The organism is Paenibacillus xinjiangensis, from assembly GCF_059686975.1.
This window is the reverse complement of the sequence record NZ_JCAALS010000011.1, coordinates 1-23,721: the sequence shown is the minus strand read 5'-3', so window position 1 is coordinate 23,721 and position 23,721 is coordinate 1. Positions and strand designations below refer to the sequence as shown.

Genomic DNA, 23,721 nt, shown 5'->3' with positions numbered 1-23,721 from the left:
TCAGCCTTTTATTGTTGGGCCATATGAACAGAAGGAGCTGATATAACACTTGGAAACAACCTTAGTGCTGCTGAAGCAATTCGAACTGGCCGTGTTGCAATTGTTAGCACAGCCTTTTTATTATATCGCAGTTCTCTTTATTATTTTGCAGTATACGAGGCAGACACGGCTGGAACGACAGCTGTTCGCTGTTCGTCTTCATATTTGGCCGCGGCTGCTGGGACGGGCGATGCTGGCAGGTCTTGTAGCGGGGTTATTCGCATCTGTGGTGGGTGCATTTATTGGCATCAGCTTAACCGCTGAAGCTGTACTATGGCTATGGTGTGCGGCAGCTGTGCTAATGCTGTTCCGTATTCGTTATTTATGCTTCGCTTATGGAGCGGGTGTTATTGGACTGCTGCAATGGATAGTGGGCTGGACACCGCTCGCAGAGCGCAGTGATTGGATCGGTCAATTAGCAAGCTCACTCGCAAGCATCGATATGGTCGGACTGCTCATGCTCGTCGCCCTGCTGCATCTGGCAGAGGCTTTCCTAGTTAGAAAACAAGGGCACAAGCTCGCCACCCCTCTTTTCTTGGAAGGCAAGCGTGGCAAGCTGGTAGGCGGATATATGCTGCAAGGCTTCTGGCCGGTACCGCTGCTGCTGCTTGTACCTGCATCTGGTATGAGCACAGCGGAGACAACTTCATTGCCGTGGATGTCATTATTCGGTACGGATTGGTCGCAGGGCTGGACGGTTATCGCGCTGCCGATGATTATTGGATTTAGTGAAATGACACGTACGATGCTGCCGAGTGAGAAGGCGCGTCATGCAGCAGGAGGGCTCACACTATTCAGTATCGGCCTAATGGCGGCTGCATTGCTCGCTTGGTGGCTTCCGGCTCTTATGCCTGTAGCTGCATTATGCTCCCTGCTGCTGCATGAGCTGATTATATGGCGAAGCAGACTTCAAGAGTCTCGACAAAGTCCGCTATTCGTTCATGACCATCGAGGACTGCGCCTTCTAGGTATCGTTCCTGGTACACCGGCGGAAGCGTTAGGGCTAACCGCGGGAGAGATCATTGCCAAGGTTAACGGAAGACGTGTTTATTCGAAGGAAGATTTGCATGATGCGCTAGAGAGCAACCCTGCGCAATTCAAGCTGGAGGTGCTGAATCTCCAAGGGGAAATTAAGTTTGTGCAAAAGGCCAGATATGCTGGCGAGCATCATCAATTAGGTGTCATACTCGCACCCGATGAGCAAGCGAATTATTATGCTGCGGCTGAGCCGTCGTCTCTGCTGGATCTGCTGCGGAGAACGCGCACGGCTAACCGCCGTGGGCATGGCTCGGTACCAGTAAGCGATCAGCAGACCTCCACGCACTCATAAGTTTGATAAGGCTATTACACAAGGGCCTCTCCTAAGTCGATAACTTATGGAGAGGCTCTTCATTTATTTATGGATTGGCAATTGCAACGTTAGCCTAGGAAGGCTATAATATAGGGGAACACACATTCTTATGACAGTTTCATTAAGAGATAGCATTAAACTTTTTCTGCTTGATTTGTAGAAAATTGACTATAATGAAGGATAGAATAATGACAGGTAAAGAGGTGATGGGTGGAGTGAGTGAAGCTTCGACGGAATTCAAGCCATTTGTTCTACAGTCAGACTATACACCGCAAGGGGATCAGCCAGAAGCAATCCGACAGCTGCTCGAAGGTATAGAGGGTGGAGTGAAGCATCAGACGCTGCTAGGTGCAACAGGAACAGGGAAGACGTATACCATTGCGAATACAATCGCTAAGTTGAATAGGCCTACACTTGTTATCGCTCATAATAAGACGCTCGCGGCGCAGCTGTGCAGCGAATTCAAGCAGTTTTTTCCGGACAATGCGGTCGAATACTTTGTCAGCTATTATGATTACTTTCAGCCAGAGGCTTATATTCCCTCTACGGATACTTATATCGAGAAGGATTCTAGCATTAATGATGAGATCGATAAGCTGCGTCACTCGGCGACGACCTCTCTGTTCGAGCGTCGTGACGTTATTGTTGTAGCGAGTGTCTCCTGTATTTATGGTCTCGGTTCGCCGATTGAGTATGGCAGTCTTGTTTTGTCGCTCCGTGTAGGGATGGAGAAGCCGCGGGATACCATTCTGCATAAGCTTGTAGACATCCAATACCAGCGCAATGACATTAACTTCATTCGCGGTACGTTCCGTGTTCGTGGAGATATTATTGAGATATTCCCAGTAGCCAACAATGAACGGGCAATGAGGATAGAGCTGTTCGGAGATGAGATTGAGCGTATTACGGAGATCGATGTACTGACTGGCGAAATCGTCGGCGAGCGAGAGCATGTCGCGATATTCCCGGCTTCTCACTTCGTGACGCAGGAGGAGACGATGAAGCTTGCCCTCATTAATATCGAGAGGGAGCTTGAGGAGCGGCTCGCAGAGCTTAGAGAGGGCGGCAAGCTGCTGGAAGCGCAAAGACTGGAGCAGCGTACCCGTTATGATCTAGAGATGATGGCAGAGATGGGTTTCTGCTCAGGCATTGAGAACTATTCAGGTCCTCTAACCTTCAGAGAACGTGGAGCAACGCCTTATACGCTATTCGATTATTTTCCAGATGATATGCTAATTGTTATTGATGAGTCTCATGTATCCGTACCTCAGATCAGAGCGATGTATAACGGTGACCGCGCGCGTAAGGAAATGCTCGTGAATCATGGGTTCAGGCTTCCCTCCGCTATGGACAACCGGCCGCTTAAGTTTGAAGAGTTCGAGGATAAGGTTAAACAAATTATATATGTATCAGCAACACCAGGCCCTTACGAGATTGAGCATTGTCCGACGATGGTAGAGCAGATCATACGTCCAACAGGTCTTATTGATCCGGTTATTGAGGTTCGTAAGACGAAGGGGCAGATCGATGATCTGCTCGTTGAGATTCGTGACCGTATTGCCAAGGATGAGCGTGTACTCGTTACGACGCTTACGAAGAAGATGGCTGAGGATCTCACGGACTATTTCAAGGAAATCGGTATTAAAGTGCGTTATTTGCACTCGGATATTAAGACACTGGAGCGGATCGCCATCCTTCGGGATCTGCGGCTAGGAACATTCCATGTGCTCGTAGGCATTAACTTGCTGCGGGAAGGGCTGGATCTACCAGAGGTATCATTGGTAGCGATTCTGGATGCTGACAAGGAAGGCTTCCTCCGCTCGGAGCGTTCTCTTATTCAGACGATTGGTCGTGCCGCGCGTAACAGCGAGGGCCGTGTTATTCTGTACGGTGACAGGATCACCGATTCGATGGACAAAGCGATGAAGGAAACCGAGCGTCGTCGTACGATTCAGCTTGCTCATAATGAAGAGCATGGCATTACACCACAGACAATACGCAAAAAAGTAATGGATGTTATAGAGGCGACGAAGGTCGCTGAAGGCAAGGCGGATTATTTGACCGGCGTTGGGGCCGATAAGATGTCGAAGAAGGAACGCCAATCGTTGCTGCAAAGGCTCGAAGCCGAGATGAAGGACGCTGCGAAGAACCTTCAATTCGAGAGAGCGGCAGAGCTGCGTGACGCATTGCTTGAGCTGCGCGCCGAGATGGGGTAGATGGGTTAGAGCTTACGAAGTGGTTTTGCTATGCAAAACCTAGGTCTTTGCTTACGAAGTGGTTTTGCTACGCAAAACCTAGGTCTTTGCTTACGAAGTGGTTTTGCTACGCAAAACCTTAAGGAGGAAATAAGATTGGCTAGCGACAAGATTGTTATTAAGGGTGCACGCGCCCATAATCTTAAAAATATCGATGTCACAATACCACGCGATAAATTTGTCGTGCTTACGGGCCTCAGCGGCTCAGGCAAATCCTCGCTTGCATTCGATACGATCTATGCAGAAGGACAGCGTCGTTATGTAGAGTCGCTGTCTGCCTATGCCCGCCAGTTCCTCGGACAGATGGAGAAGCCGGATGTGGACTCTATTGAAGGGCTGTCTCCTGCTATCTCTATCGACCAGAAGACAACAAGCCGGAATCCCCGTTCTACGGTAGGGACTGTCACAGAGATCTACGATTATCTGAGGCTGTTGTACGCTAGAATCGGCAAGCCGCATTGTCCAGACCACGGGATCGAGATTACGTCCCAGACTGTGGAGCAGATGGTTGATCGTATTATGGAGTATCCTGAGAAGACGAAGCTGCAAATTCTGGCGCCACTTATTTCCGGCCGCAAAGGCGAGCACACGAAGCTGCTTGCAGATATTCAGAAGCAGGGGTTCGTTCGAGTACGGGTGAACGGTGAGCTTCGTGAATTGAGCGAGAAGATTGAGCTGGAGAAGAACAAGAAGCATAGCATCGAGGTTGTTGTAGACCGCATCGTTGTGAAGTCAGATGTTCACAGCCGCCTAGCTGATTCCTTGGAGACGGCGCTGAAGCTGTCTGATGGCCGGGTGCTGGTTGATATTATTGATCAGGAAGAGCTGCTGTTCAGCTCCAATCTGGCATGTCCAGTATGCGGCTTCAGCGTGGAGGAGCTTGCGCCAAGGATGTTCTCCTTCAATAGCCCTTACGGCGCTTGCCCAGATTGTGACGGGCTCGGAGCTAAGATGATTGTAGACCCAGATCTACTAGTCCCTGATACGAGTAAATCCATTAACGAAGCTGCTTTCTCCGCTTGGGCAGGCAGTACTTCGAACTACTATCCGCAATTTCTGAGCTCTGTATGTGAGCATTACAGTATTCCGAAGGATGTTCCTGTATCCGAGCTTAACGAGGAGCAGATGAAGAAGCTGCTTTACGGAACTGGAGGGGAACGTGTAAGGTTCCTGTACGAGAATGATTTCGGTCATCGTAAGGAAGCGTACGTTCCATTCGAAGGCATTGTGAACAACCTGGAGCGCCGCTATCGCGATACAGCCTCGGATATGATGCGGGAATATATTGAGGCATACATGAGCGCGAAGCCTTGCGGAAGCTGCAAAGGGCATCGTCTGAAGCGGGAGACGCTGGCTGTTACAATTAATGACCAGAACATCTCTCACGTAACTTCACTCTCCATAGGGGAAGCTCAGCGGTTCTTCGATGGGCTTGACCTCACGGAGAAAGAACGGACGATAGCCAATCTAATTCTGAAGGAAATTAACAGTAGACTCGGTTTCCTAGTGAATGTAGGACTCAATTACTTGTCGATGAGCCGTGCCGCTGGTACATTATCGGGTGGAGAGGCGCAGCGTATTCGTCTTGCCACACAGATCGGTTCCAGCTTGATGGGTGTTCTCTATATATTGGACGAGCCAAGTATCGGCCTCCATCAGAGGGATAATGATCGACTAATAGAGACTCTGGAGCATATGCGTAATCTTGGCAATACCCTTATTGTGGTTGAGCATGATGAAGATACGATGCTGGCTGCTGATTATATAATCGATGTTGGGCCGGGAGCGGGTATTCACGGCGGCACGATTATCGCAGAAGGTACTCCAGCTGAAGTGATGGCTAATGAGAACTCATTGACGGGTCAATATTTAAGCGGACGCAGGTTCATTGAGGTTCCGGAAAGCCGTCGGGCAACGACAGACAAGTGGCTCGAGATCAGGGGCGCTAAGGAAAATAACCTGCGGGGCGTGAACGTCAAAATTCCACTCGGCATCTTCACCGCCGTAACAGGTGTTTCCGGTTCGGGTAAGTCGACTCTCGTTAACGAAATTTTATACAAGACGCTTGCGCGCGATCTGAATAAAGCGAAGGTCCGTCCAGGTGCATACAAAGAGCTTCGAGGGTTAGAAAATCTGGAGAAGGTTATCGATATTGATCAATCTCCGATTGGACGTACTCCACGCTCGAACCCTGCCACGTATACAGGCATGTTCGATGATGTACGTGATCTTTATTCGACGACGAATGAATCGAAGGTGCGCGGTTACAAGAAGGGCCGCTTCAGCTTCAACGTGAAGGGCGGCCGCTGCGAGGCTTGCAGAGGCGATGGCATTATCAAGATCGAGATGCACTTCCTGCCTGACGTCTATGTTCCTTGTGAGATTTGCAAGGGTAAGCGTTATAACCGTGAGACGCTCGAGGTGAAATATAAAGGCAAGAACATTGCCGAAGTGCTGGAGATGACGATCGAGGACGGCTGCAAGTTCTTCGAGAACATTCCTCGTATACACCGGAAGCTCCAGACTCTGCTAGATGTAGGTTTAGGCTATATGACGCTAGGTCAGCCCGCAACTACGCTATCAGGTGGAGAGGCACAGCGGGTTAAGCTGGCATCCGAGCTATATCGTCGCAGTACGGGCAAGACACTCTACATTCTGGATGAGCCAACAACCGGATTGCATGTGGATGATATTGATCGTCTGTTGACCGTTCTGCATCGACTAGTGGATTCAGGTGAATCGGTACTCGTTATCGAGCATAATCTAGATGTCATTAAGACAGCTGATTACTTGATCGATCTAGGACCGGAAGGCGGTAACGGTGGTGGTACTATCGTTGCTTCAGGCACTCCGGAGGAGGTCGTGAAAGTATCTGGTTCTTATACGGGCAAGTATTTGAAGCCTGTATTGGAAAGGGATCGCGAGCGGACACTTCAGAAGCAGCGTGCCTTAGGGAGTGTCACAGCGGGTGTAGTCGAGTAACAGGGAACAAATAAGCTGTAGAGTCGGTCGTGGCAGGGAGACGACTAGACGCTGCAGCTTTTAATTATAACCTAGCAGCCAGATTTTTGTACGGAAGGTAATAAACGTTGGAAGAGATGGGTATTTTATAATTGCAGAGCCATTCATACGGTTTTTTCGCCTAGAAAAAAAATGATTTGGTGTGAAAATTAGAAAATCGTGACAAACTTGTTACGAATGCATATTGGGACTTGCATCGTGAGCCACTAGAAGCTAACATATAGTTAATATAGGATACGTGTGAAAAAAAGGAGGTCATCCGATGTTTTTGGCAGAAGAGGCAGCACAAGCAACCAGCAATATAAATACATTCGACTGGTTCATGCTTGCATTCACCATTTTGATTCTGATCGGTTTTGTTCGGCTCCTGTCCGCTAGACCGAAGAAAAATGTGTTCGCAATTGGATTTACTTTCGTATCACTCGCGTTATTTTTGTATATCGATTACATAATGATCTTTAAAGTTTGGATGGCGTAAGTAAGGGGGAGCCTGCCGGCAATGGCAGGCTTTTTTTTTATTTGACCTGCAACTGTATAGTCTGAATGGAGAAAATACATATTACGGACGCCTGTGAATCCCAAAGCGCCAGAGTGTAATCCAGGAGGCTCATCAAGCGGATCAGCGGTCGCAGTCGCTGCCGTTCTTGCCGATGTCGCTCTAGGAACTGATACTGGCGGCTCTGTAAGGGCGCATTTGACTGAGCTGCTGCAGCAACGAGAGCAGTATCAGACCATGATCGACGAGCTGATTGGGGAGGATGGTCTGCTAATGATACCACTACGCCCAGCGGTGCTCCACTACTTGGCGGTAGTGGACCTGACCAGGAGGAATGGCGTCTAGGTGCGCTGCAGCTTACCTGCATCGCTGGATTATCGGGATTACCGCAGCTGCATATCCCACTTGAGTCCAGTCAGTCTTTGCCGATCGGCATTTCCTTTATTGCGGGCAGAAATCAGGATATACGGTTTGTACGAAACGAGCCCTAGAAGTTTTCTAGAGGCTCGTTTTTATATACAATAGAGTCTAACTATCCTTTTAATAGCAGTTTCACTTGACAATAGTCCAGTTACCCTATAGGATTTGAATTGTACTGACTGACGAGTCAGTGCAAACCCGTTGGCATACATTGCTTAACTTTGCTTTTTGCTTTTATCCTGTCTGATTACGGATTAGCTGGCGAAAGCCGGACACATTATGTAGAGACATAAATTAAAAGGAGAGAATCAATCGTGAACAAATTCAAATCCAAAGCATCAACTTATATGCTCTTAACAGCTGTTCTTTTACTTACTGTCGTATTGAGCGCATGTGGGGCTAACAATACGAACAATGAAACATCGAATACGGCTTCACCAGCTCCTGATTCAGGAGCAGCAGCATCTAATTTGCTCGAGCAAGTTAAGCAAGAGGGTGTACTGAAGGTTGGCTTGATGGGCACATATGCACCGTATAACTTCATGAATGACAACAATGAAGTTGACGGCTTTGACGCTGATATTGCGAAGGAAGTAGCGAAACGCCTTGGTGTGACAGTAGAGTTCACAACTCAAGATTTCTCGGGGCTCATCTCCAGTCTTCAAGCGAAGAAATTCGATGCCATCATTAGCCAAGTGACGATTACAGAAGAGCGCAAGAAGCAGATTGATTTCACTGAGGGATATATTACGAACGAAGTGAAAATTATCGTACAAGACAGCAACGATAGCATTACGAAGCTTGCAGACTTCAAAGGGAAGAATATCGGCGTAGGACTTGGAACGAATGATGAGACTTATTTGCGCGATACAGCTATTCCTGAGGTAGGTAACTTTACAATTAAAACGTATGATGATGTCATTACCTCGCTTCAGGATCTGAATGCAGGACGCATCGACGCAACGATTAACAATATTTATGCTTTGAAACCAATCGTAGATAAGAACGGGTTCAAGATCAAAGCAGTCGGAGAGCCCATTAAAGCGGATCAAGCAGGTATTGCTGTTCGCCTGGATAACCCTGAATTCCGTGATGCCCTTAACCAAGCTCTTGTTGATATGAAGGCAGACGGAACATACGATACGATTTTCGAAAAATGGTTCGGTGAGAAGCCGGCTGCAGAATAAGCTAAGCTTCCCTGGGAGCAAGTGAAGCAGTAAGAAGGGAATCATTACGTTATGGAGCTCGTCTTTGATAATCTATCATTGTTGTTAAAGGGTGCTTATTATACTCTGTATATTACCGTGATCTCGATGTTCTTCGGGCTAATCATCGGTGTAGTCGTAGCTGTGGCCCGTCTAAAAGGCAACTTGCCCGTTCGGTGGGCAGCGCGTGTCTATGTATCCGTCATCCGAGGGACTCCTGTTCTCGTGCAGATCGTAATCATTTATTATGGTCTGGTCGATTACGGGATTACACTTGGGTCTTTGACGGCGGCATGCCTGGCATTAAGCATTAATGTCGGCGCCTATTTGTCAGAGACGTTCCGTGGAGCCATTCTATCCATACCTCATGGACAGACAGAGGCTGCACTTGCAACGGGCATGACTAGCTGGCAGACGCTGTGGAGAATTATTTTCCCACAAGCCGCACGTGTGGCGATTCCTCCAATGGGGAATACGTTCATAGGCATGCTGAAGGAGACGTCGCTTGTTTCCTTCATAGCAGTAACCGAGCTATTACGGACAGCGCAGCTGCTCATCGCTCGCTATTATGTGAATATGCCATTCTACATCGGTATTGCCATTATGTACTGGGTGATGAGTACCGTGTTCTCGACAATCTTGGAGAGAATTGAGAAGCGCTTGTCCAAAGCTTATTGATCGTCTGGTTGGGATGTGAGAGCGATGATAATAACAACATCAGGTGTAATGAAATCCTTTCAGGATGTACAGGTTCTGAAGGGTATTGATATGGAAGTGGCTCAGGGCGAGATAGTCGTTATTCTGGGCCCCAGTGGTTCTGGCAAAAGCACGCTGCTTCGCTGCTTGAATGGACTCGAGACGCTAAGCGCAGGCTCCATTGAAGTGAACGGTATCCATGTAGATGCGGATATGAAAAAACGTCAGCGCAATTCGTTGATTCGGAATATTCGCAAGCAGACAGGCATGGTGTTCCAGCAATTCAATCTGTACCCGCACAAAACAGCACTTGGCAACGTCATTGAGTCATTGCTGACAGTCAAGAAGATGAACAGGGCGCAGGCGGTGCTGATTGGTGAACAAATGCTTCAGAAGGTCGGGCTTGCAGAGAAGAAGGATTCTTACCCGTCGAAGTTGTCTGGTGGTCAGCAGCAGCGCGTTGCTATCGCAAGAGCGCTGGCGATGGAGCCGGAAATTCTGTTGTTCGATGAGCCGACCTCTGCGCTTGATCCGGAGCTCGTCGGAGAGGTGCTCGATGTCATGCGTCAGCTTGCTCGTGATGGCATGACCATGCTCGTCGTGACACATGAGATGAGCTTCGCCCGGGGTGTCGCAAGCCGTGTGCTATTCATGGATGAAGGCGTTATTGTGGAAGAGGCGGCCCCGGATGCTTTCTTCAAGCAGCCTACGACCGAACGAGCAAAGCGGTTCCTGAGGCAAATTAATCGGAATGAATGATATAGCAAGTAGAAACATTAACCTCATAAGAGAAAGCGGGATTTCAATGAATGTAACGACAACATGGCAGGGAAAAAGATCCTTTACTTCTGTAGGTCCTTCTGGCTACAGTGTTGGGATGGATGCAACGGCCGCTTATGGCGGTGATGGCCAAGGGGCTACCCCGATGGAGCTGCTCCTAGCTGGTCTTGCAGGATGTATCGGTATCGACATTACAATGATTATGAATTCATTCTTGGATTCCATTAAACATATTGAGATTGATGCGATAGGGACGAGAAAAGAAGAAATGCCTAAGGGCTTTACGCATATTGAACTGGTATTCAAGGTGGACGGAGATGTTCCTGATTATCGGGTGTGGAAAGCGATTGAGATGGGTAAGGAGAAATATTGCGCCGTATCGGATTCACTTAGCGCAGAGATTACTTATCGTCTAATTCTTAATGGGGAAGAAGCCTCCCGTTAATCAATAAACAAAAGCCTGCCGAGCTAATGCTCGGCAGGCTTTTGTTATGTGAAGCTTATACCCACCACATTTCACCAAGCGGCTCTTTGATCAGAACTTGCTGCAAGTTCTGTACAGCCTTGGTGAAGCCTTCTTCTACGGACATCAAGCCGTCTTCATGCTCAATGCTGACTACATAGTCATAGCCAACGAGGCGAAGGGCGCTCATAATGTCAGCCCATACCTTCAGGTCATGACCGAAGCCGACTGTACGGAACTGCCAAGCACGATCAAGCATGAGGGAGTAGGATTGCATATCAGTCAAGCCATGACGGTTCACGTTAATCGGATCAATCGTCGTATCCTTCGCGTGGAAGTGGTGGATTGCACCCTCGCGGCCAAGAATTTGAATCGCTTGGACAGGGTCGATTCCTTGCCACCACATGTGGCTTGGATCAAGGTTAGCGCCGATAGCTTTGCCAGCTGCCTCACGAAGGCGAAGCAGCGTTGCAGGGGTGTGAACGGAGAAGCCGCCGTGCAGCTCAAGTCCGATTTTGACACCGCTCGCTTCAGCGATTGAACCGATCTCAGACCAATAAGGAATAACTTTTTGCTCCCATTGCCATTTCAGAATGTCTTGGAAGTCATTCGGCCAAGGTGCTACTGGCCAGTTCGGATATTTGGCATCCTCATGGTCACCTGGGCAGCCGGAGAATGTGTTCACTACCGATACTTCAAGACGGTTAGCGAGCTCAATTGTTTTGCGGATGATTGCATCATCAGGTGCAGCAAGTGCCTTCTGTGGGTGCAGTGGGTTAGCATGACAGCTTAATGCACTAATCATGAGCCCACGTGATTCCACCGCATGTTTAAACGCTTTCAATTTGCCCTCATCTGCGAGCAGTACATCAGGATCACAATGTGCATTTCCTGGATAACCACCAGTTCCGAGCTCTACGGCTTGAAGACCTTGGGCTGCAATATAGTCAAGAGCCTCTTCAAACGGTTTTTGTGAGAAAAGCACTGCGAATACGCCTAATTTCATTTTTCTCTATACCTCCTGGGAACGTTCAATAGTTTTATTAGCCATCATTATTATAGCACCGTACAGAAAGGTTACCTACTAAATACGAAATATAAACCAAAATCGCATATAAACTAAGCAAATGAAATAGAATGTGGCTCCTTCCCTGTAGGACGTTCGGATTCCGGTAGTTTGACCCAACGTCACTTCCATATATATATACCAAATATTATTGTATGAATTGGAAAAACATGCTACATTATTAATTGTTTATTAGTAGAATACGATTAGATTGATAGGCCTGTAGGAGGTTGATAGAGTGAGGAAAAGTATGCTTCGCGCAGGCATAGGTATTGCAGTCGCAGGGTTGCTGCTGACAGGGACAGCTTTTGCTGCAGGGACAGCAAGCAGCGGGGTTGTAATGAATGCAACGAAGATCAATGGAGAGGTATATGTGAAGGCGTCCTCCCTGACGAGTGTATTAGGTGGAGCAGGCACCTATGATGCCGCCAAGAAAACCTATACGTATACGCCTAATGATGTTCCGGCAGTAGTCAAGGCGGTATCTCCTTCGGTTGTTGCGATTATCGGCAAGGCTTCTGGCAGCGGGGATGACCGCTATGCACTCTCGCATGGAACAGGAGTCATAATGAAGGCTGACGGCTATATTCTAACGAATGCACATGTCGTCAAGAATATGACGAATATTACGGTCGTAACGGCTGACGGCAAGCAATACAGTGGCAAAAAATCCAATGTCGACGAAATTAGCGATCTCGCCTTGGTGAAGATCACCGCCTCCAAGCTTCCAGCAGCCAAGTTCGCGGCAACGCCACTTAAGGCTCAGGTTGGAGAGACGGTAATCGCAATTGGTACGCCGGTATCTTTTACACTTAGGAACACGGCTACTACAGGTATTCTAAGCGGGATGAATCGATCCATATCTTCAGCTTATCAGCTGCTTCAGACGGACGCTGCCATTAATCCGGGCAATAGCGGAGGGCCGCTTGTGAATATGAAGGGTGAGATTATCGGTATCAACTCGATGAAGTTTGTCGATACGGATATCGACAATATCGGCTTCTCCATCCCTATAGATACGGTTAAGTATGTGACCGATCATTTCTTCAAATATGGCTCTGTGAAACGTGCATCCCTTGGCATAGAGCTGGAGGAGAGCTGGTCTGCGATCGTCGGACTGCCTACTACGGATCCGCTCACGGTCAGCTCGGTTAAGTCAGAGTCAGCCAAGAAGCTGGGCATCCAAGTCGGTGATGTTCTCTATTCTGTAGCGGGCAAGCAGATATCGTCTATTGTTGAGCTGAATGAGCTTCTGAAGGCTTATCTGCCTGGACAGCAGCTGGAAATCATGATGATGATCGACGGCGATTTGGTTACACGTAAGCTTACACTTGTTGCGGCCTAATTCACTTATAAATAGTTAATAGAGGAGATATGATTAGATGAAGGCAAGGGTCATGAAGCAAGGAACGCTGATGCTGCTAGCTATGTTTGTTATTATAGCTATGCTGCCGGCAGCCGTATTCGGAGCTGAGGCTGCAAGTTCAGCTGTAGAGGTTCGATTGAAGACAGGGAGCTCAACCGTCAAGATTAATGGACAAGCGATAACGGTTCAAGCCCCTTATGAAGCCAAAGGTACCATGATGGTTCCGCTCAGTGTGATTACGAAAGCTTTCGGAGCAACGCTGAAGCTGCAGGACAACAAAATTATTACCCTTACTTATAATGATAAAAAAGTAGTCGTTACGATTGGAAGCAAAACGGTTAAGGTGAATAATTCCTCCAAAACCGTGTCGGTAGCTCCTGTTATTGTGAAGAATACGACGATGGTGCCGGTTAGAGTTATAGTAGAGGCCTTCGGTGCTAAGATCGCGAAGGATACCAAAACGAAGGAAACGGTCATTACAGGCACACGTGCAAGCGGCACTTCGGGCTCTGGCAACACGATTGATTCCGATTATGGCAAGACCAAAGTTGGCGACAGCTACCTGGGCTGGTCGATGAACTATCCAGCTGGACTGGTTCAAACTAACCAAAGTGATGATGGTGCTTTCGTTATTTGGGCAGATGCGAAGCAAGCTTCCAGTGTTATTGTTACGACAGAAGAAGTTAGTGAAGATCTGACGACAGAGGAAATCCGTGATGAATTGTCGGGATGGCTGGGCTATGATGAAGTGATTCTGGATAAGCGGACGATTACGGTTGGAGGGCTCAGCTTCGAGAAAATTGTCTCCAAATCGAAGGAAAGAAAAATGATCTTCGAGTATCGCGCTACTAAGCAAGGGGATAAGCTGTACATTATCATGATCGGTGTGACGGGGACAGAGAAGTCTGCACTGGATTCGTATCAGTCATTCCTCAACAGCTTTGTGCCAAGCTTCAATACGGCTGATAAGACCATCAAAGATATTACGAAGGTAGTAGACGGTCAAATTATTTTCCATGCAGAGGATTACGGTCTGACTGTTAAGCTGCCGATAGGCTGGAGGAAAGCGACAAGCGCTTCTCCTACATTTGTAGCAGAAGACGGATTTATGATGCTCGAAATCACTTCACTTATTGAAGGGGATACGATTGATCAATGGTTGAAGCGCCGTCAGGATATAGTTCATGAGTATGTTTTACCAAGCTATATTCGGAATGAATCGACCTCTACATTGGAGCTCAAGGATGGCACAGCGATGGTCTATTCCTATGAAACGACAGAGGATTTGAAGACATGGTCTGTTTATAATGAAGTGTTCTTCATTAAAGGGAACTACCGTTATGCCTTGGATTTCTCATATACGGCGAAAGCCGGCTCGGAGGGGAATGCCTTATTCAAAAAAGTAATGGCTTCCGTTGATTTAGACACAGCTTATGTAGAAAAGAACTTCGGTCTGGTTGAGGATGATTACGACAATGTAGACCGAACTAAAAAAGTAACGAAGAAGAGCAACACATACGGTTATTCCGTTGTTCTGCCTGCTTACTGGAGTGGCTATGCATCCAATTTCGAGGACGATTATGTTAGTTATTACGATTACGGAAGCGATATAGAAATAGAAGTATATGAGGACGATACCGTCTCCGAGGTTTCCAAATTCCTGAAGGAGTATTATGAAGAGGATGATTATAATGTGTCTAATGCATCCTCGGTTTCTATAGGTGTGAATTCGGTAACCCAGTTAGTTGCAAAAGGTTCATACTATGGGACTCCTGCAACGAGTACTATCTATATATTTGAGAATAAAGGCAACATTATCGTATTTACCCTTTTCGTTAATGATGCTAACGCAACGCCGGTTGTTCTGAAGCAGTTGGATGATATGATTCAATCGGTTCAATTGTTCTAGTTAGTAAGCGTAAGAGTAAGCCTGTCCTTCATCCGAAGGGCGGGCTTTCTTGCTTCTCTACCAGTATTGGGTGGTGGCGTCAAGCGCTTTGGTTTGTTACACTAGCAGTAACAGGTTTTTAATTGGAGGAATGAAAGTCGAATGACAATTGATATAAAAAGAGAAGATATAGAGCTGCTGGCTCCGGCCGGTGACTGGGATTGCATGCGTGCTGCAGTAGCTAATGGAGCAGATGCGATTTTTTTTGGTGTAGAGAAGTTTAATGCTAGAGCGCGTGCTAACAACTTCCGGAGTGAAGAGCTCCCTGAGATTATGGCGTTTCTTCATAGCTATGGAGTAAAAGGCTTCCTGACGTTCAACATTCTCGTATTCGAAGATGAGCTTCGTGATGCAGGACAATTGATTGAGATGTGTATTCATGCAGGTGTTGATGCGGTTATCGTGCAGGACTTGGGACTTGTTAAGCTTATTCGCGAGCTGTCCCCGGACTTCCCGATTCATGGTTCAACTCAGATGACGATCACATCACCAGAAGCGGTGGAGTTTACGAAGCCGTTCGGGCTTGAGCGTGTCGTGCTTGGTCGGGAGAACAACCTGAAGCAAATTCGCAAGATCGGCGAGCAGGCGAAGCTGCCTATGGAGGTATTTGTTCACGGTGCGTTATGCGTATCCTATTCGGGCCAGTGTCTGACATCTGAGATGTGGGGTGGACGCTCGGCTAACCGCGGTGAATGTGCGCAAGCATGCCGTCTTCCTTATGATCTGATGGTAGATGGTGTTCATCAGCCGATGGGTGATGTCGCCTATCTGCTGTCTCCTAAGGATCTTGCAGCCATTGATCTGGTACCTGAGCTTATCGAAGCGGGCGTAACCTCCTTCAAAATCGAAGGAAGGCTTAAGAGCCCTGAGTATGTAGCTAACGTTGTCAGCAAATATAGAAAAGTGATCGATCGATATTTCGACGGAGATCGCTCAGCGCCTTCCAAGGAAGAGGTTCGTGAGCTGCAGCAAAGCTTCTCGCGTGGCTTCACGCATGGCTTCTTAGATGGTACGAATAATAAAATGCTGGTAGAAGGAACATTCCCGAAAAGCCGGGGTGTATATATTGGCCGAGTGGAGCGTATCCTGCGTGACGCCGTAACCGTTCGACTGGATGCTCCACTGAAGCGCGGAGACGGCATTGTGTTCGATGCAGGCGACCCAACGAAGAAGGAAGAGGGCGGACGTATCTATGATCTGCGCCGTCAAGGCGTGAAGATCGAAGGCGAAGCACAGGAAGGCACGATGCTGGAGCTGGTTCCTGGACGCAATGACGTGGACCTTCGTAAGGTGCATGTTGGCGACCGTGTCTGGAAGACGAATGACCCAGCGCTCGACAAGCGGCTGCGTGCAACCTACGAAACAGAGAAGCCATACCGTGTATTCCCTCTGCATGTGAAGGTAGAAGGCGTCCTTGGCCAGCCGCTCCGTACATGGTGGACCGATGTGCAGAAGGGCAACACGGTAGAAGTGGCTTCGGAGCTGCTGCTGGAGCAAGCGTCGAAGCGTCCAATGGATGCGGCATTGCTGGAGGATCAGCTTGGCAGGCTTGGCGGAACTGTGTATCAGCTGGATCAATTGGAGGTTGCCCTTGAAGGTGAGCTGATTGTACCGATTCGTGAGCTGAACCGCATGCGCCGTGATGCAGTTGAGCAGCTGACGGGTGAACGTCCTAAACCTCCAGTCTATGTGAAAAATATCATTGATCCTATGGATGATTCGCAGCAAGCTGCTGCATCTGCTAAGCAGGCTCCGGCTGCTGCCCCTCGTCTTACGGCTCTATGCCGTAACCTGGAGCAGGTGGAAGCTGCTGTGCAGACCGATGTAGAGATGATCTACGCGGATTTTGAATTTATTAAGCAATTCCCGGCTGCAATCGAGACGGCAAGACGTGCAGGGAAGCCAATCGCACTCGCTACCCCTCGTATTCATATGCCTGGCGAGAACGGCTATCATGCGAATATATTGAAGCTGCAGCCAGATGCTGTGCTTGTTCGTAATACAGGGGCACTCTATTATTACTTGCGGGCGCGTGCTGAGAACCCAGACAAGCCATTCCCGCAGTTAATTGGGGACTTCTCGCTTAACGTGGCGAACCATAAGGCAGCCAGCCTATTCACGGAATCAGGCGTTGACGTTATTACGCCGTCTTATGATCTCAATATTCAGCAGATGGTGGATATGCTTACACATGCTGACACTTCACGTATGGAGATTGTCATCCAGCAGCATTTGCCTATGTTCCATACGGAGCACTGTGTGTATTGTACATTCATGAGTGAAGGAACAGACTTTACGAACTGCGGACGTCCATGTGAGGACCACCGTGCATCGCTTCAGGACCGGATCGGCATGTCCCATCCCGTGCGTGTAGATGAAGGCTGCCGCAACACCGTATACAATGCCATTGAGCAATCAGGCGCAGAATATATCCGTCATTTCCTTGACCTTGGTGTACCGTCCTACCGGGTAGAGTTCCTGGAGGAGACACCAGAGAAGGTTCTCGAGGTGCTTGCTCTGTACCGTGATGCCTTAGATGGTCGTATCACGGGTACGAAGGTATGGAAGACGCTCAAAGCGACGAACCAGATTGGGGTTACACGCGGGCAACTGGTGAAATAATCCTGCCATGAACCATATAGAGATAGCCGAAGGCCAGTAAATCAGCCTTCGGCTTTTTTTTATGAAGCCTATGTGCTCGAAGCAGCTTCCAACAGCATTCGTTTGACAACGCAGGGGGGCTGTCTTAGCATAGGGATAGATGACTACATTCTAATAGAACCCTTACGATGGGATTATGATAAGAGAGGTATTAACGAAGATGGACGGAGCATGGTTCGCAGGCTGGAGGCACGTGTTTAAGCTGGACCCAGAGCGGGAAATATCGGACGAGGCGCTTGATGCGATATGCATGTCGGGAACGGATGCGATCATCGTTGGTGGATCGAGCGGAGTGACGTTCGAGAATACCGTTGACCTGATGTCTCGGATCAGACGCTATGAAGTGGACTGTGCCCTGGAGGTCTCCTCAATGGATGGGGCGGTACCGGGCTTTGACGGTTATTTTGTTCCTATCGTGCTGAATACGACACGAGCAGAATGGATTAATGGCAGACAGACAGAAGGGCTAGTGGAATATGGCGCTTTTGTTCCTTGGGAAGAGACGGCAGCACAGGGTTATATTATATTGAACGGTGAAGCTACGGCGGCGAAGCTAACAGAGGCTAGAACCGAGCTTGATGAAGCGGGGCTGATCGCTCACGTCCAGATGGCGGATCGGCTTATGCGGCTGCCTGTCGTCTATATCGAGTATAGCGGTAAGTTCGGTGACATGAGCCTTGTACGTAGGGCGCGGAGCACGGTACAGGGTGCGCAGTTATTTTATGGCGGCGGCATTGATAATACAGACAAGGCAAGGCAAGCAGCGGAAGCCGCCCATACTGTAGTGGTAGGCAATATTATTTATTCGGATTTGGATGCGGCACTGGCTACAGTAGCGGCTGTTCGCGAGGTCCACGCTGTTTGATTCATTCAAGCAAGGAAAGACAGATGAAGAGAAACACACAGCTATTCCAAGAGCGGTTCAGGTGCTTGCCCGGAATAGCCTTTTTTGTTGAGAAGTAATCGAGTTAAACAGCGTTGAAACAAGCCATTTATTCATTATTTTTTTGAACCAGTAAATTGACAGTTTGTTGGCCGTTGTCTACACTGAAACAAAGGCGAACAAATGCGAACAAAGGAGTACGAAAATGTTTAATCCGATGAGCATAGATGAAGCAGTACAGAAGCTTAATCCACCACAACGGGACGCTGTTCAAGCGACGGATGGCCCTTTATTAATTATGGCGGGTGCGGGAAGCGGTAAGACGCGCGTACTGACCCACCGAATTGCCTATTTAATTGAGAGGAAGCGGGTTGCTCCGTGGAGCATTCTTGCGATTACCTTTACGAACAAAGCATCGCGTGAGATGCAGGCTCGGGTAGCTACACTAGTAGGACCGACAGGTCAGGATATATGGGTATCGACGTTTCACTCGATGTGCGTACGTATACTGCGGAGAGATATCGATCGGATAGGCTACACGTCGAGCTTCTCGATTCTGGACTCGGCTGATCAGCTGTCCGTTATCCGCAATTGCATGAAGGACATGAACATCGATACGAAGAAATTTGAGCCGAAGGCTGTTCAAGCTGCCATTAGCGGTGCGAAGAATGAACTGCTAACGCCGGAGCGTTATGAGCAGAAGACCGGTGATTATTTTACAGATATAGTGACCAAAGTATACAAATCATATCAGAAGCGCCTGAAGAGCAATAACTCGCTCGATTTCGACGATCTGATTATGACCACGATTCGTCTGTTCGAGGAAATGCCTGAGGTTCTTGAATTTTATCAAAATAAGTTCCGCTACATTCATGTCGATGAGTATCAGGATACGAACCGTGCGCAATATATGCTGTGCCGCATGCTGGCTGACAAGCACCATAATATTTGTGTTGTTGGTGATAGCGACCAATCGATCTATCGCTGGCGGGGCGCGGACATTACGAACATTCTGAACTTCGAGAGCGATTATCCCGAAGCTCGCACGATTATGCTGGAACAGAACTATCGTTCGACCGCGAATATTCTGAATGCAGCTAACGCTGTTATTAAGCTGAATAGCGGACGCAAGCCGAAGAAGCTGTGGACCGATCAAGGTGATGGCGAGCCCATTAACGTCTATCAAGCGGACTCTGAGCATGATGAGGGTTATTTTGTCACCGGCGAAATCCGTAAGAATGTGAATAAGGGCAGCAAATTCGAGGATCATGCTATTCTATACCGGACGAATGCTCAATCCCGGGTTATAGAGGAAATACTAATTAAATCGGATATTCCGTATCAGATTGTTGGCGGTATCAAGTTCTATGATCGCAAAGAGATCAAGGATATGCTCGCTTATCTGAAGCTCGTATCCAATCCTGCTGATGACAATAGCCTGTTGCGGATCATTAATGTGCCTAAACGAGGGATTGGCGATACGACGATCGGCAAGCTGTCCGAGGAAGCATTCCGTAGAGGGACTTCTATTTATACCGTGCTTGGAGATTTGCAGGGCGTTGATGTGAATGCAAGGACTCATGCGCTTCTCGTAGAATTCCGCGGAATCATCGATAACTTAACACGGATGGTCGATTATTTGTCAGTGACGGAGCTGACGGAAAAAATGCTCGAGCTTACTCAATATCGTATTGAGCTGCAGCGTGAGAAAACGCTCGAATCGACAGCAAGACTCGAGAATATCGACGAGTTCCTGTCGGTTACGATGGATTTCGAGAAGCGTAACGACGACAAGACGTTAGTCGCATTCCTTACGGATCTGGCGCTTATCGCGGATATCGATACAATGGATAAAGCGGATGAAGAAGGCAATGCTGTTGCCAAGGATTCTGTTGTCCTGATGACGATGCATAGCGCGAAGGGTCTGGAATTCCCTGTGGTCTTCATCATAGGGATGGAGGAAAGTGTATTCCCTCACAGCCGTGCTTTGAATGATAATGACGAGCTTGAGGAAGAACGAAGACTTGCTTATGTCGGAATTACACGTGCAGAGAAGCAGCTATACCTTACTAGTGCAAGAATGCGTACCTTATTTGGTCGGACGAACTCGAACATGCCTTCCCGCTTTTTGCAGGAGGTACCGGATCACTTGAAAGCAGGTGTATCGCCAGCTGGTACGATCGGTCGTGCGGGAGGCAGCTTTGGCAGTCGCGCAAGCGGAGGCAGCAGCAGTGGGGGCTCCCTTGGCTTTGGCGGTGGACGTTCAACAACCTTCGGCTCATCGGCAGCTGGAGGCCGTTCTCCAGGCGTATCAGGCGCAGGGGTGCGAGTAAGTACGCCGCTGGATGCAGCAGCTAAAGCGGTTAAGAGTGGAGCAGCCGCAGCTGGAGGCTCAGGCGATCGGGATTTTGCAGCTGGGGATAGAGTTGCTCATGGCAAATGGGGCGAGGGCGTTATCGTATCACTCAAGGGTACAGGCAATGATACAGAGCTGCAGATCGCTTTCCCTGCACCAGTAGGCGTCAAGCGACTGCTTGCCAGCTTTGCACCGATAACCAAAGTTTAAATAGTAGGAAGGAGAGCCTCTCATGGACGCTCATAAAGAAGGAACGCCTTCGGCAGCACCAGCGGTGCTGGATAGAATGAAGGAGCTTGCAGCCGAGATATCTGCTCATAATTATCAATATTACACATTGGATCAGCCGACTATTAATGATGTGGATTATGACAAGCTCTATGATGAGCTCATAGCTCTGGAAGCGTCCAGCGGTGTAGTACTGCCTGATTCACCAACCTTGCGTGTAGGCGGGGAATTGCTTAAGGGCTTCGAATCTTATCGCCATCGCGCTCGCCTGTGGAGCCTCGATAAGGCTCAGAATATAGAGGATCTACTGGCTTGGAATCAACGTGTATTAAGAGGGATTGCGGATTATAACAGCAAGCATCCTGAGGAGGAGCCCCTTCCACAGCCTGCTTATGTCATTGAGCTCAAGTTTGACGGCTTGACGCTTAATTTGACGTATGAGAACGGGCAGCTTGTCCAAGCTTCGACCCGGGGGAACGGTACGATAGGAGAAGGGATTCTGGCGCAGGTGCGCACGATTCGTTCGGTGCCGCTGACGATACCTTTCACTGACGGTACTATTGAAGTACAAGGTGAGGGTATCATGAACCTCTCTGTATTGGATAAGTACAATCAGACTGCTGCTGAGCCGCTCAAGAATGCGAGGAATGCAGCAGCTGGGGCATTGCGCAATCTAAGTCCTAGAGTAACGGCAGAGCGCAAGCTGAATGCTTATTTCTATAATGTAGGCTATGCAGAAGGCGTGTCCTTCACGAACCACCTTGAGATGCAGCAGTTTTTGCGGCATAATCTGTTCAAGGTGAATCCTTACGCTGCCTATTTCGATACGATAGAGGAAGTGCAAGCGGAGCTGCTCCAGATTGTGGAGAGAAGGAGCGGGCTTGACTATTTAATTGATGGCGCAGTAGTGAAGCTTGTTGATATACGGACGAGAAATGCGCTTGGCTATACCGATAAATTCCCTAGATGGGCAGTAGCCTTCAAGTTCGAAGCAGAAGAGACCTCGACGATACTGGAGTCTGTATCCTGGGAAGTTGGACGCACAGGCAAAATAACGCCAGTTGCCCGCGTAGAAGCTGTTGAGCTGGCGGGAGTAACGGTACAGAATTGTACGCTTAATAATATAGGCGACATTGAACGGAAGAACCTGAAGTACGCGCTCGGTACTCTCGTTACTATACGTCGCTCTAATGAAGTGATACCAGAAATATTGGGCAAGGTGGATGAGATACCAGGACAAGAAATTGTGTATCCTGTCATCTGTCCTTCCTGCGGAACTGAGCTTGAGCAGCGCGGCGCTCATATTTTCTGCAACAACAAGCTCGGCTGTCGTCCGCAGATTATTGGCCGTATAACACATTTTGCATCACGAGATGCGATGGATATCGATACGTTCAGCATTATGACGGCGGAACAGCTGTATGCAGAATGCGGCGTGCGTGATCCTTCTGACTTGTATAGCTTAGGCTATGACGATCTGATCAAGCTGGATCGCTTCGGTGAGAAGAAAGCCCGTAAGCTGATCGATGCGTTCGAGAAGTCGAAGGATCGCGAGCTGGCAGCCTTCTTGTTCGCACTAGGTATTCCGAATACCGGCAAGGCAACAACTAAGATGCTGGCTGACCATTACGGTAATCTGGATGCCGTTATGGCCGCAACAGCTGAGGAATTGATTGGGCTTCCCGATATCGGCGGCATTGTGGCAGACAGTATAGTAGGCTTCTTCACAGATCCTATTATTATGGCGAGCATTGCAAGAATGAGGGAGCTTGGTGTGAAGGCAGAAGCAGAGCAGCCCGCAGTCGTTCGACAAGATAGTGTATTCAGCGGGAAGACCGTTGTACTGACGGGAACGTTATCGCTAATGACGCGGGATGAAGCGGCTAAGAAGCTGGAAGCATGCGGAGCCAAGGTGTCAGGAAGCGTGTCGAAAAAGACGGATTTCGTCATTGCTGGCGAGAGCGCAGGCAGCAAGCTGATTAAGGCTCGTGATCTTGGAATAGCTATTATTGAAGATGAGCAAGAGCTGCTGCGTTTGCTCGGTGAGGCTTAATTGAACAACAGAAGCATCATCCCCTCAATAGGAGGCGGAGGATGCTTCTTCTTTTATTAATGATTGTTAAAAATTACAAGTTGTAATTCGAAAATGTACGTGGTATATTATCTCTTGTCGCTTCGGGGACATGCGTTAACAAGATGAATCACATTACGACAAACAATGTGAAACAAACAGTTGACAACGACTTCTGAAGCTGGTAACATAACAACTTGTCACGACAAATTGTGACAGCAAGTTCTTTGAAAACTGAACAAATGGATCACGTCAAATCCGACAATGATTGAAATAAAGCTAGTTAAGTAATGAGCAAGTCAAACACCTAAATGGAGAGTTTGATCCTGGCTCAGGACGAACGCTGGCGGCGTGCCTAATACATGCAAGTCGAGCGGACTTGATGGAGTGCTTGCACTCCTGATAGTTAGCGGCGG

Annotated in this window: 15 protein-coding genes, 1 rRNA gene and 1 pseudogene; 16 read left to right on the top strand and 1 reads right to left on the bottom strand. The window is 48.4% G+C overall.

Going from position 1 to position 23,721, the window contains the following annotated elements; translation table 11 throughout:
• Window positions 1-49: 49 nt before the first annotated feature.
• The 9 genes and pseudogenes from AC6ESP_RS12660 to AC6ESP_RS12620 all read left to right on the top strand — a co-directional run bounded on the left by AC6ESP_RS12660 (window position 50) and on the right by AC6ESP_RS12620 (window position 10,708).
• On the top strand, window positions 50-1,369 hold the full coding sequence (locus tag AC6ESP_RS12660) for a PDZ domain-containing protein (protein ID WP_497097093.1): 1,320 nt from the start codon (window positions 50-52) through the stop codon (window positions 1,367-1,369).
• A gap of 227 nt (window positions 1,370-1,596) precedes the next feature.
• Entirely contained in the window at window positions 1,597-3,606 is a 2,010-nt protein-coding gene (gene uvrB / locus AC6ESP_RS12655; protein ID WP_497097249.1) for an excinuclease ABC subunit UvrB, read from the top strand.
• A gap of 135 nt (window positions 3,607-3,741) precedes the next feature.
• Window positions 3,742-6,627 (top strand): excinuclease ABC subunit UvrA, encoded by a 2,886-nt coding sequence (gene uvrA / locus AC6ESP_RS12650; RefSeq protein WP_497097092.1) that lies wholly within the window; start codon window positions 3,742-3,744, stop codon window positions 6,625-6,627.
• Between the two features lie 301 nt (window positions 6,628-6,928).
• Window positions 6,929-7,144 carry a hypothetical protein gene (locus AC6ESP_RS12645; protein WP_497097091.1) on the top strand — a complete coding sequence of 72 codons (216 nt, stop codon included), beginning with the start codon at window positions 6,929-6,931 and terminating at the stop codon, window positions 7,142-7,144.
• 43 nt (window positions 7,145-7,187) lie between these two features.
• Window positions 7,188-7,354 (top strand): annotated as a pseudogene (locus AC6ESP_RS12640) (amidase family protein); the annotation flags it as partial.
• A gap of 575 nt (window positions 7,355-7,929) precedes the next feature.
• Entirely contained in the window at window positions 7,930-8,769 is an 840-nt protein-coding gene (locus AC6ESP_RS12635; protein ID WP_497097248.1) for a substrate-binding periplasmic protein, read from the top strand.
• A gap of 51 nt (window positions 8,770-8,820) precedes the next feature.
• On the top strand, window positions 8,821-9,465 hold the full coding sequence (locus AC6ESP_RS12630; protein ID WP_497097090.1) for an amino acid ABC transporter permease: 645 nt from the start codon (window positions 8,821-8,823) through the stop codon (window positions 9,463-9,465).
• 24 nt (window positions 9,466-9,489) lie between these two features.
• Window positions 9,490-10,242, top strand: a complete 753-nt coding sequence (locus AC6ESP_RS12625) for an amino acid ABC transporter ATP-binding protein (protein WP_497097089.1) — start codon at window positions 9,490-9,492, stop codon at window positions 10,240-10,242.
• A gap of 46 nt (window positions 10,243-10,288) precedes the next feature.
• Entirely contained in the window at window positions 10,289-10,708 is a 420-nt protein-coding gene (locus AC6ESP_RS12620; RefSeq protein WP_497097088.1) for an OsmC family protein, read from the top strand.
• A gap of 55 nt (window positions 10,709-10,763) precedes the next feature.
• Here the strand turns inward: AC6ESP_RS12620 and AC6ESP_RS12615 are convergent, their stop codons facing one another.
• Window positions 10,764-11,732: a sugar phosphate isomerase/epimerase family protein gene (locus AC6ESP_RS12615; RefSeq protein WP_497097087.1), complete on the bottom strand. Its 969-nt coding sequence runs from the start codon at window positions 11,730-11,732 to the stop codon at window positions 10,764-10,766.
• 298 nt (window positions 11,733-12,030) lie between these two features.
• Between AC6ESP_RS12615 and AC6ESP_RS12610 the strand changes: the two genes are divergently transcribed.
• From AC6ESP_RS12610 to AC6ESP_RS12580, 7 genes are all read left to right on the top strand, one after another.
• On the top strand, window positions 12,031-13,137 hold the full coding sequence (locus AC6ESP_RS12610) for a S1C family serine protease (RefSeq protein WP_497097086.1): 1,107 nt from the start codon (window positions 12,031-12,033) through the stop codon (window positions 13,135-13,137).
• A 37-nt stretch (window positions 13,138-13,174) separates the two neighbouring features.
• Window positions 13,175-15,067: a copper amine oxidase N-terminal domain-containing protein gene (locus AC6ESP_RS12605; protein WP_497097085.1), complete on the top strand. Its 1,893-nt coding sequence runs from the start codon at window positions 13,175-13,177 to the stop codon at window positions 15,065-15,067.
• Window positions 15,068-15,208: 141 nt separating this feature from the next.
• A complete protein-coding gene (locus AC6ESP_RS12600; RefSeq protein ID WP_497097084.1) occupies window positions 15,209-17,728 on the top strand; it encodes a U32 family peptidase in 2,520 nt (839 codons plus the stop codon).
• 199 nt (window positions 17,729-17,927) lie between these two features.
• On the top strand, window positions 17,928-18,632 hold the full coding sequence (gene pcrB / locus AC6ESP_RS12595; protein ID WP_497097083.1) for a heptaprenylglyceryl phosphate synthase: 705 nt from the start codon (window positions 17,928-17,930) through the stop codon (window positions 18,630-18,632).
• Window positions 18,633-18,855: 223 nt separating this feature from the next.
• Window positions 18,856-21,216: a DNA helicase PcrA gene (pcrA, locus tag AC6ESP_RS12590; protein ID WP_497097082.1), complete on the top strand. Its 2,361-nt coding sequence runs from the start codon at window positions 18,856-18,858 to the stop codon at window positions 21,214-21,216.
• Between the two features lie 22 nt (window positions 21,217-21,238).
• A complete protein-coding gene (gene ligA / locus AC6ESP_RS12585) occupies window positions 21,239-23,287 on the top strand; it encodes an NAD-dependent DNA ligase LigA (protein WP_497097081.1) in 2,049 nt (682 codons plus the stop codon).
• Window positions 23,288-23,613: 326 nt separating this feature from the next.
• A 16S ribosomal RNA gene (locus AC6ESP_RS12580) occupies window positions 23,614-23,721 on the top strand; the annotation flags it as partial.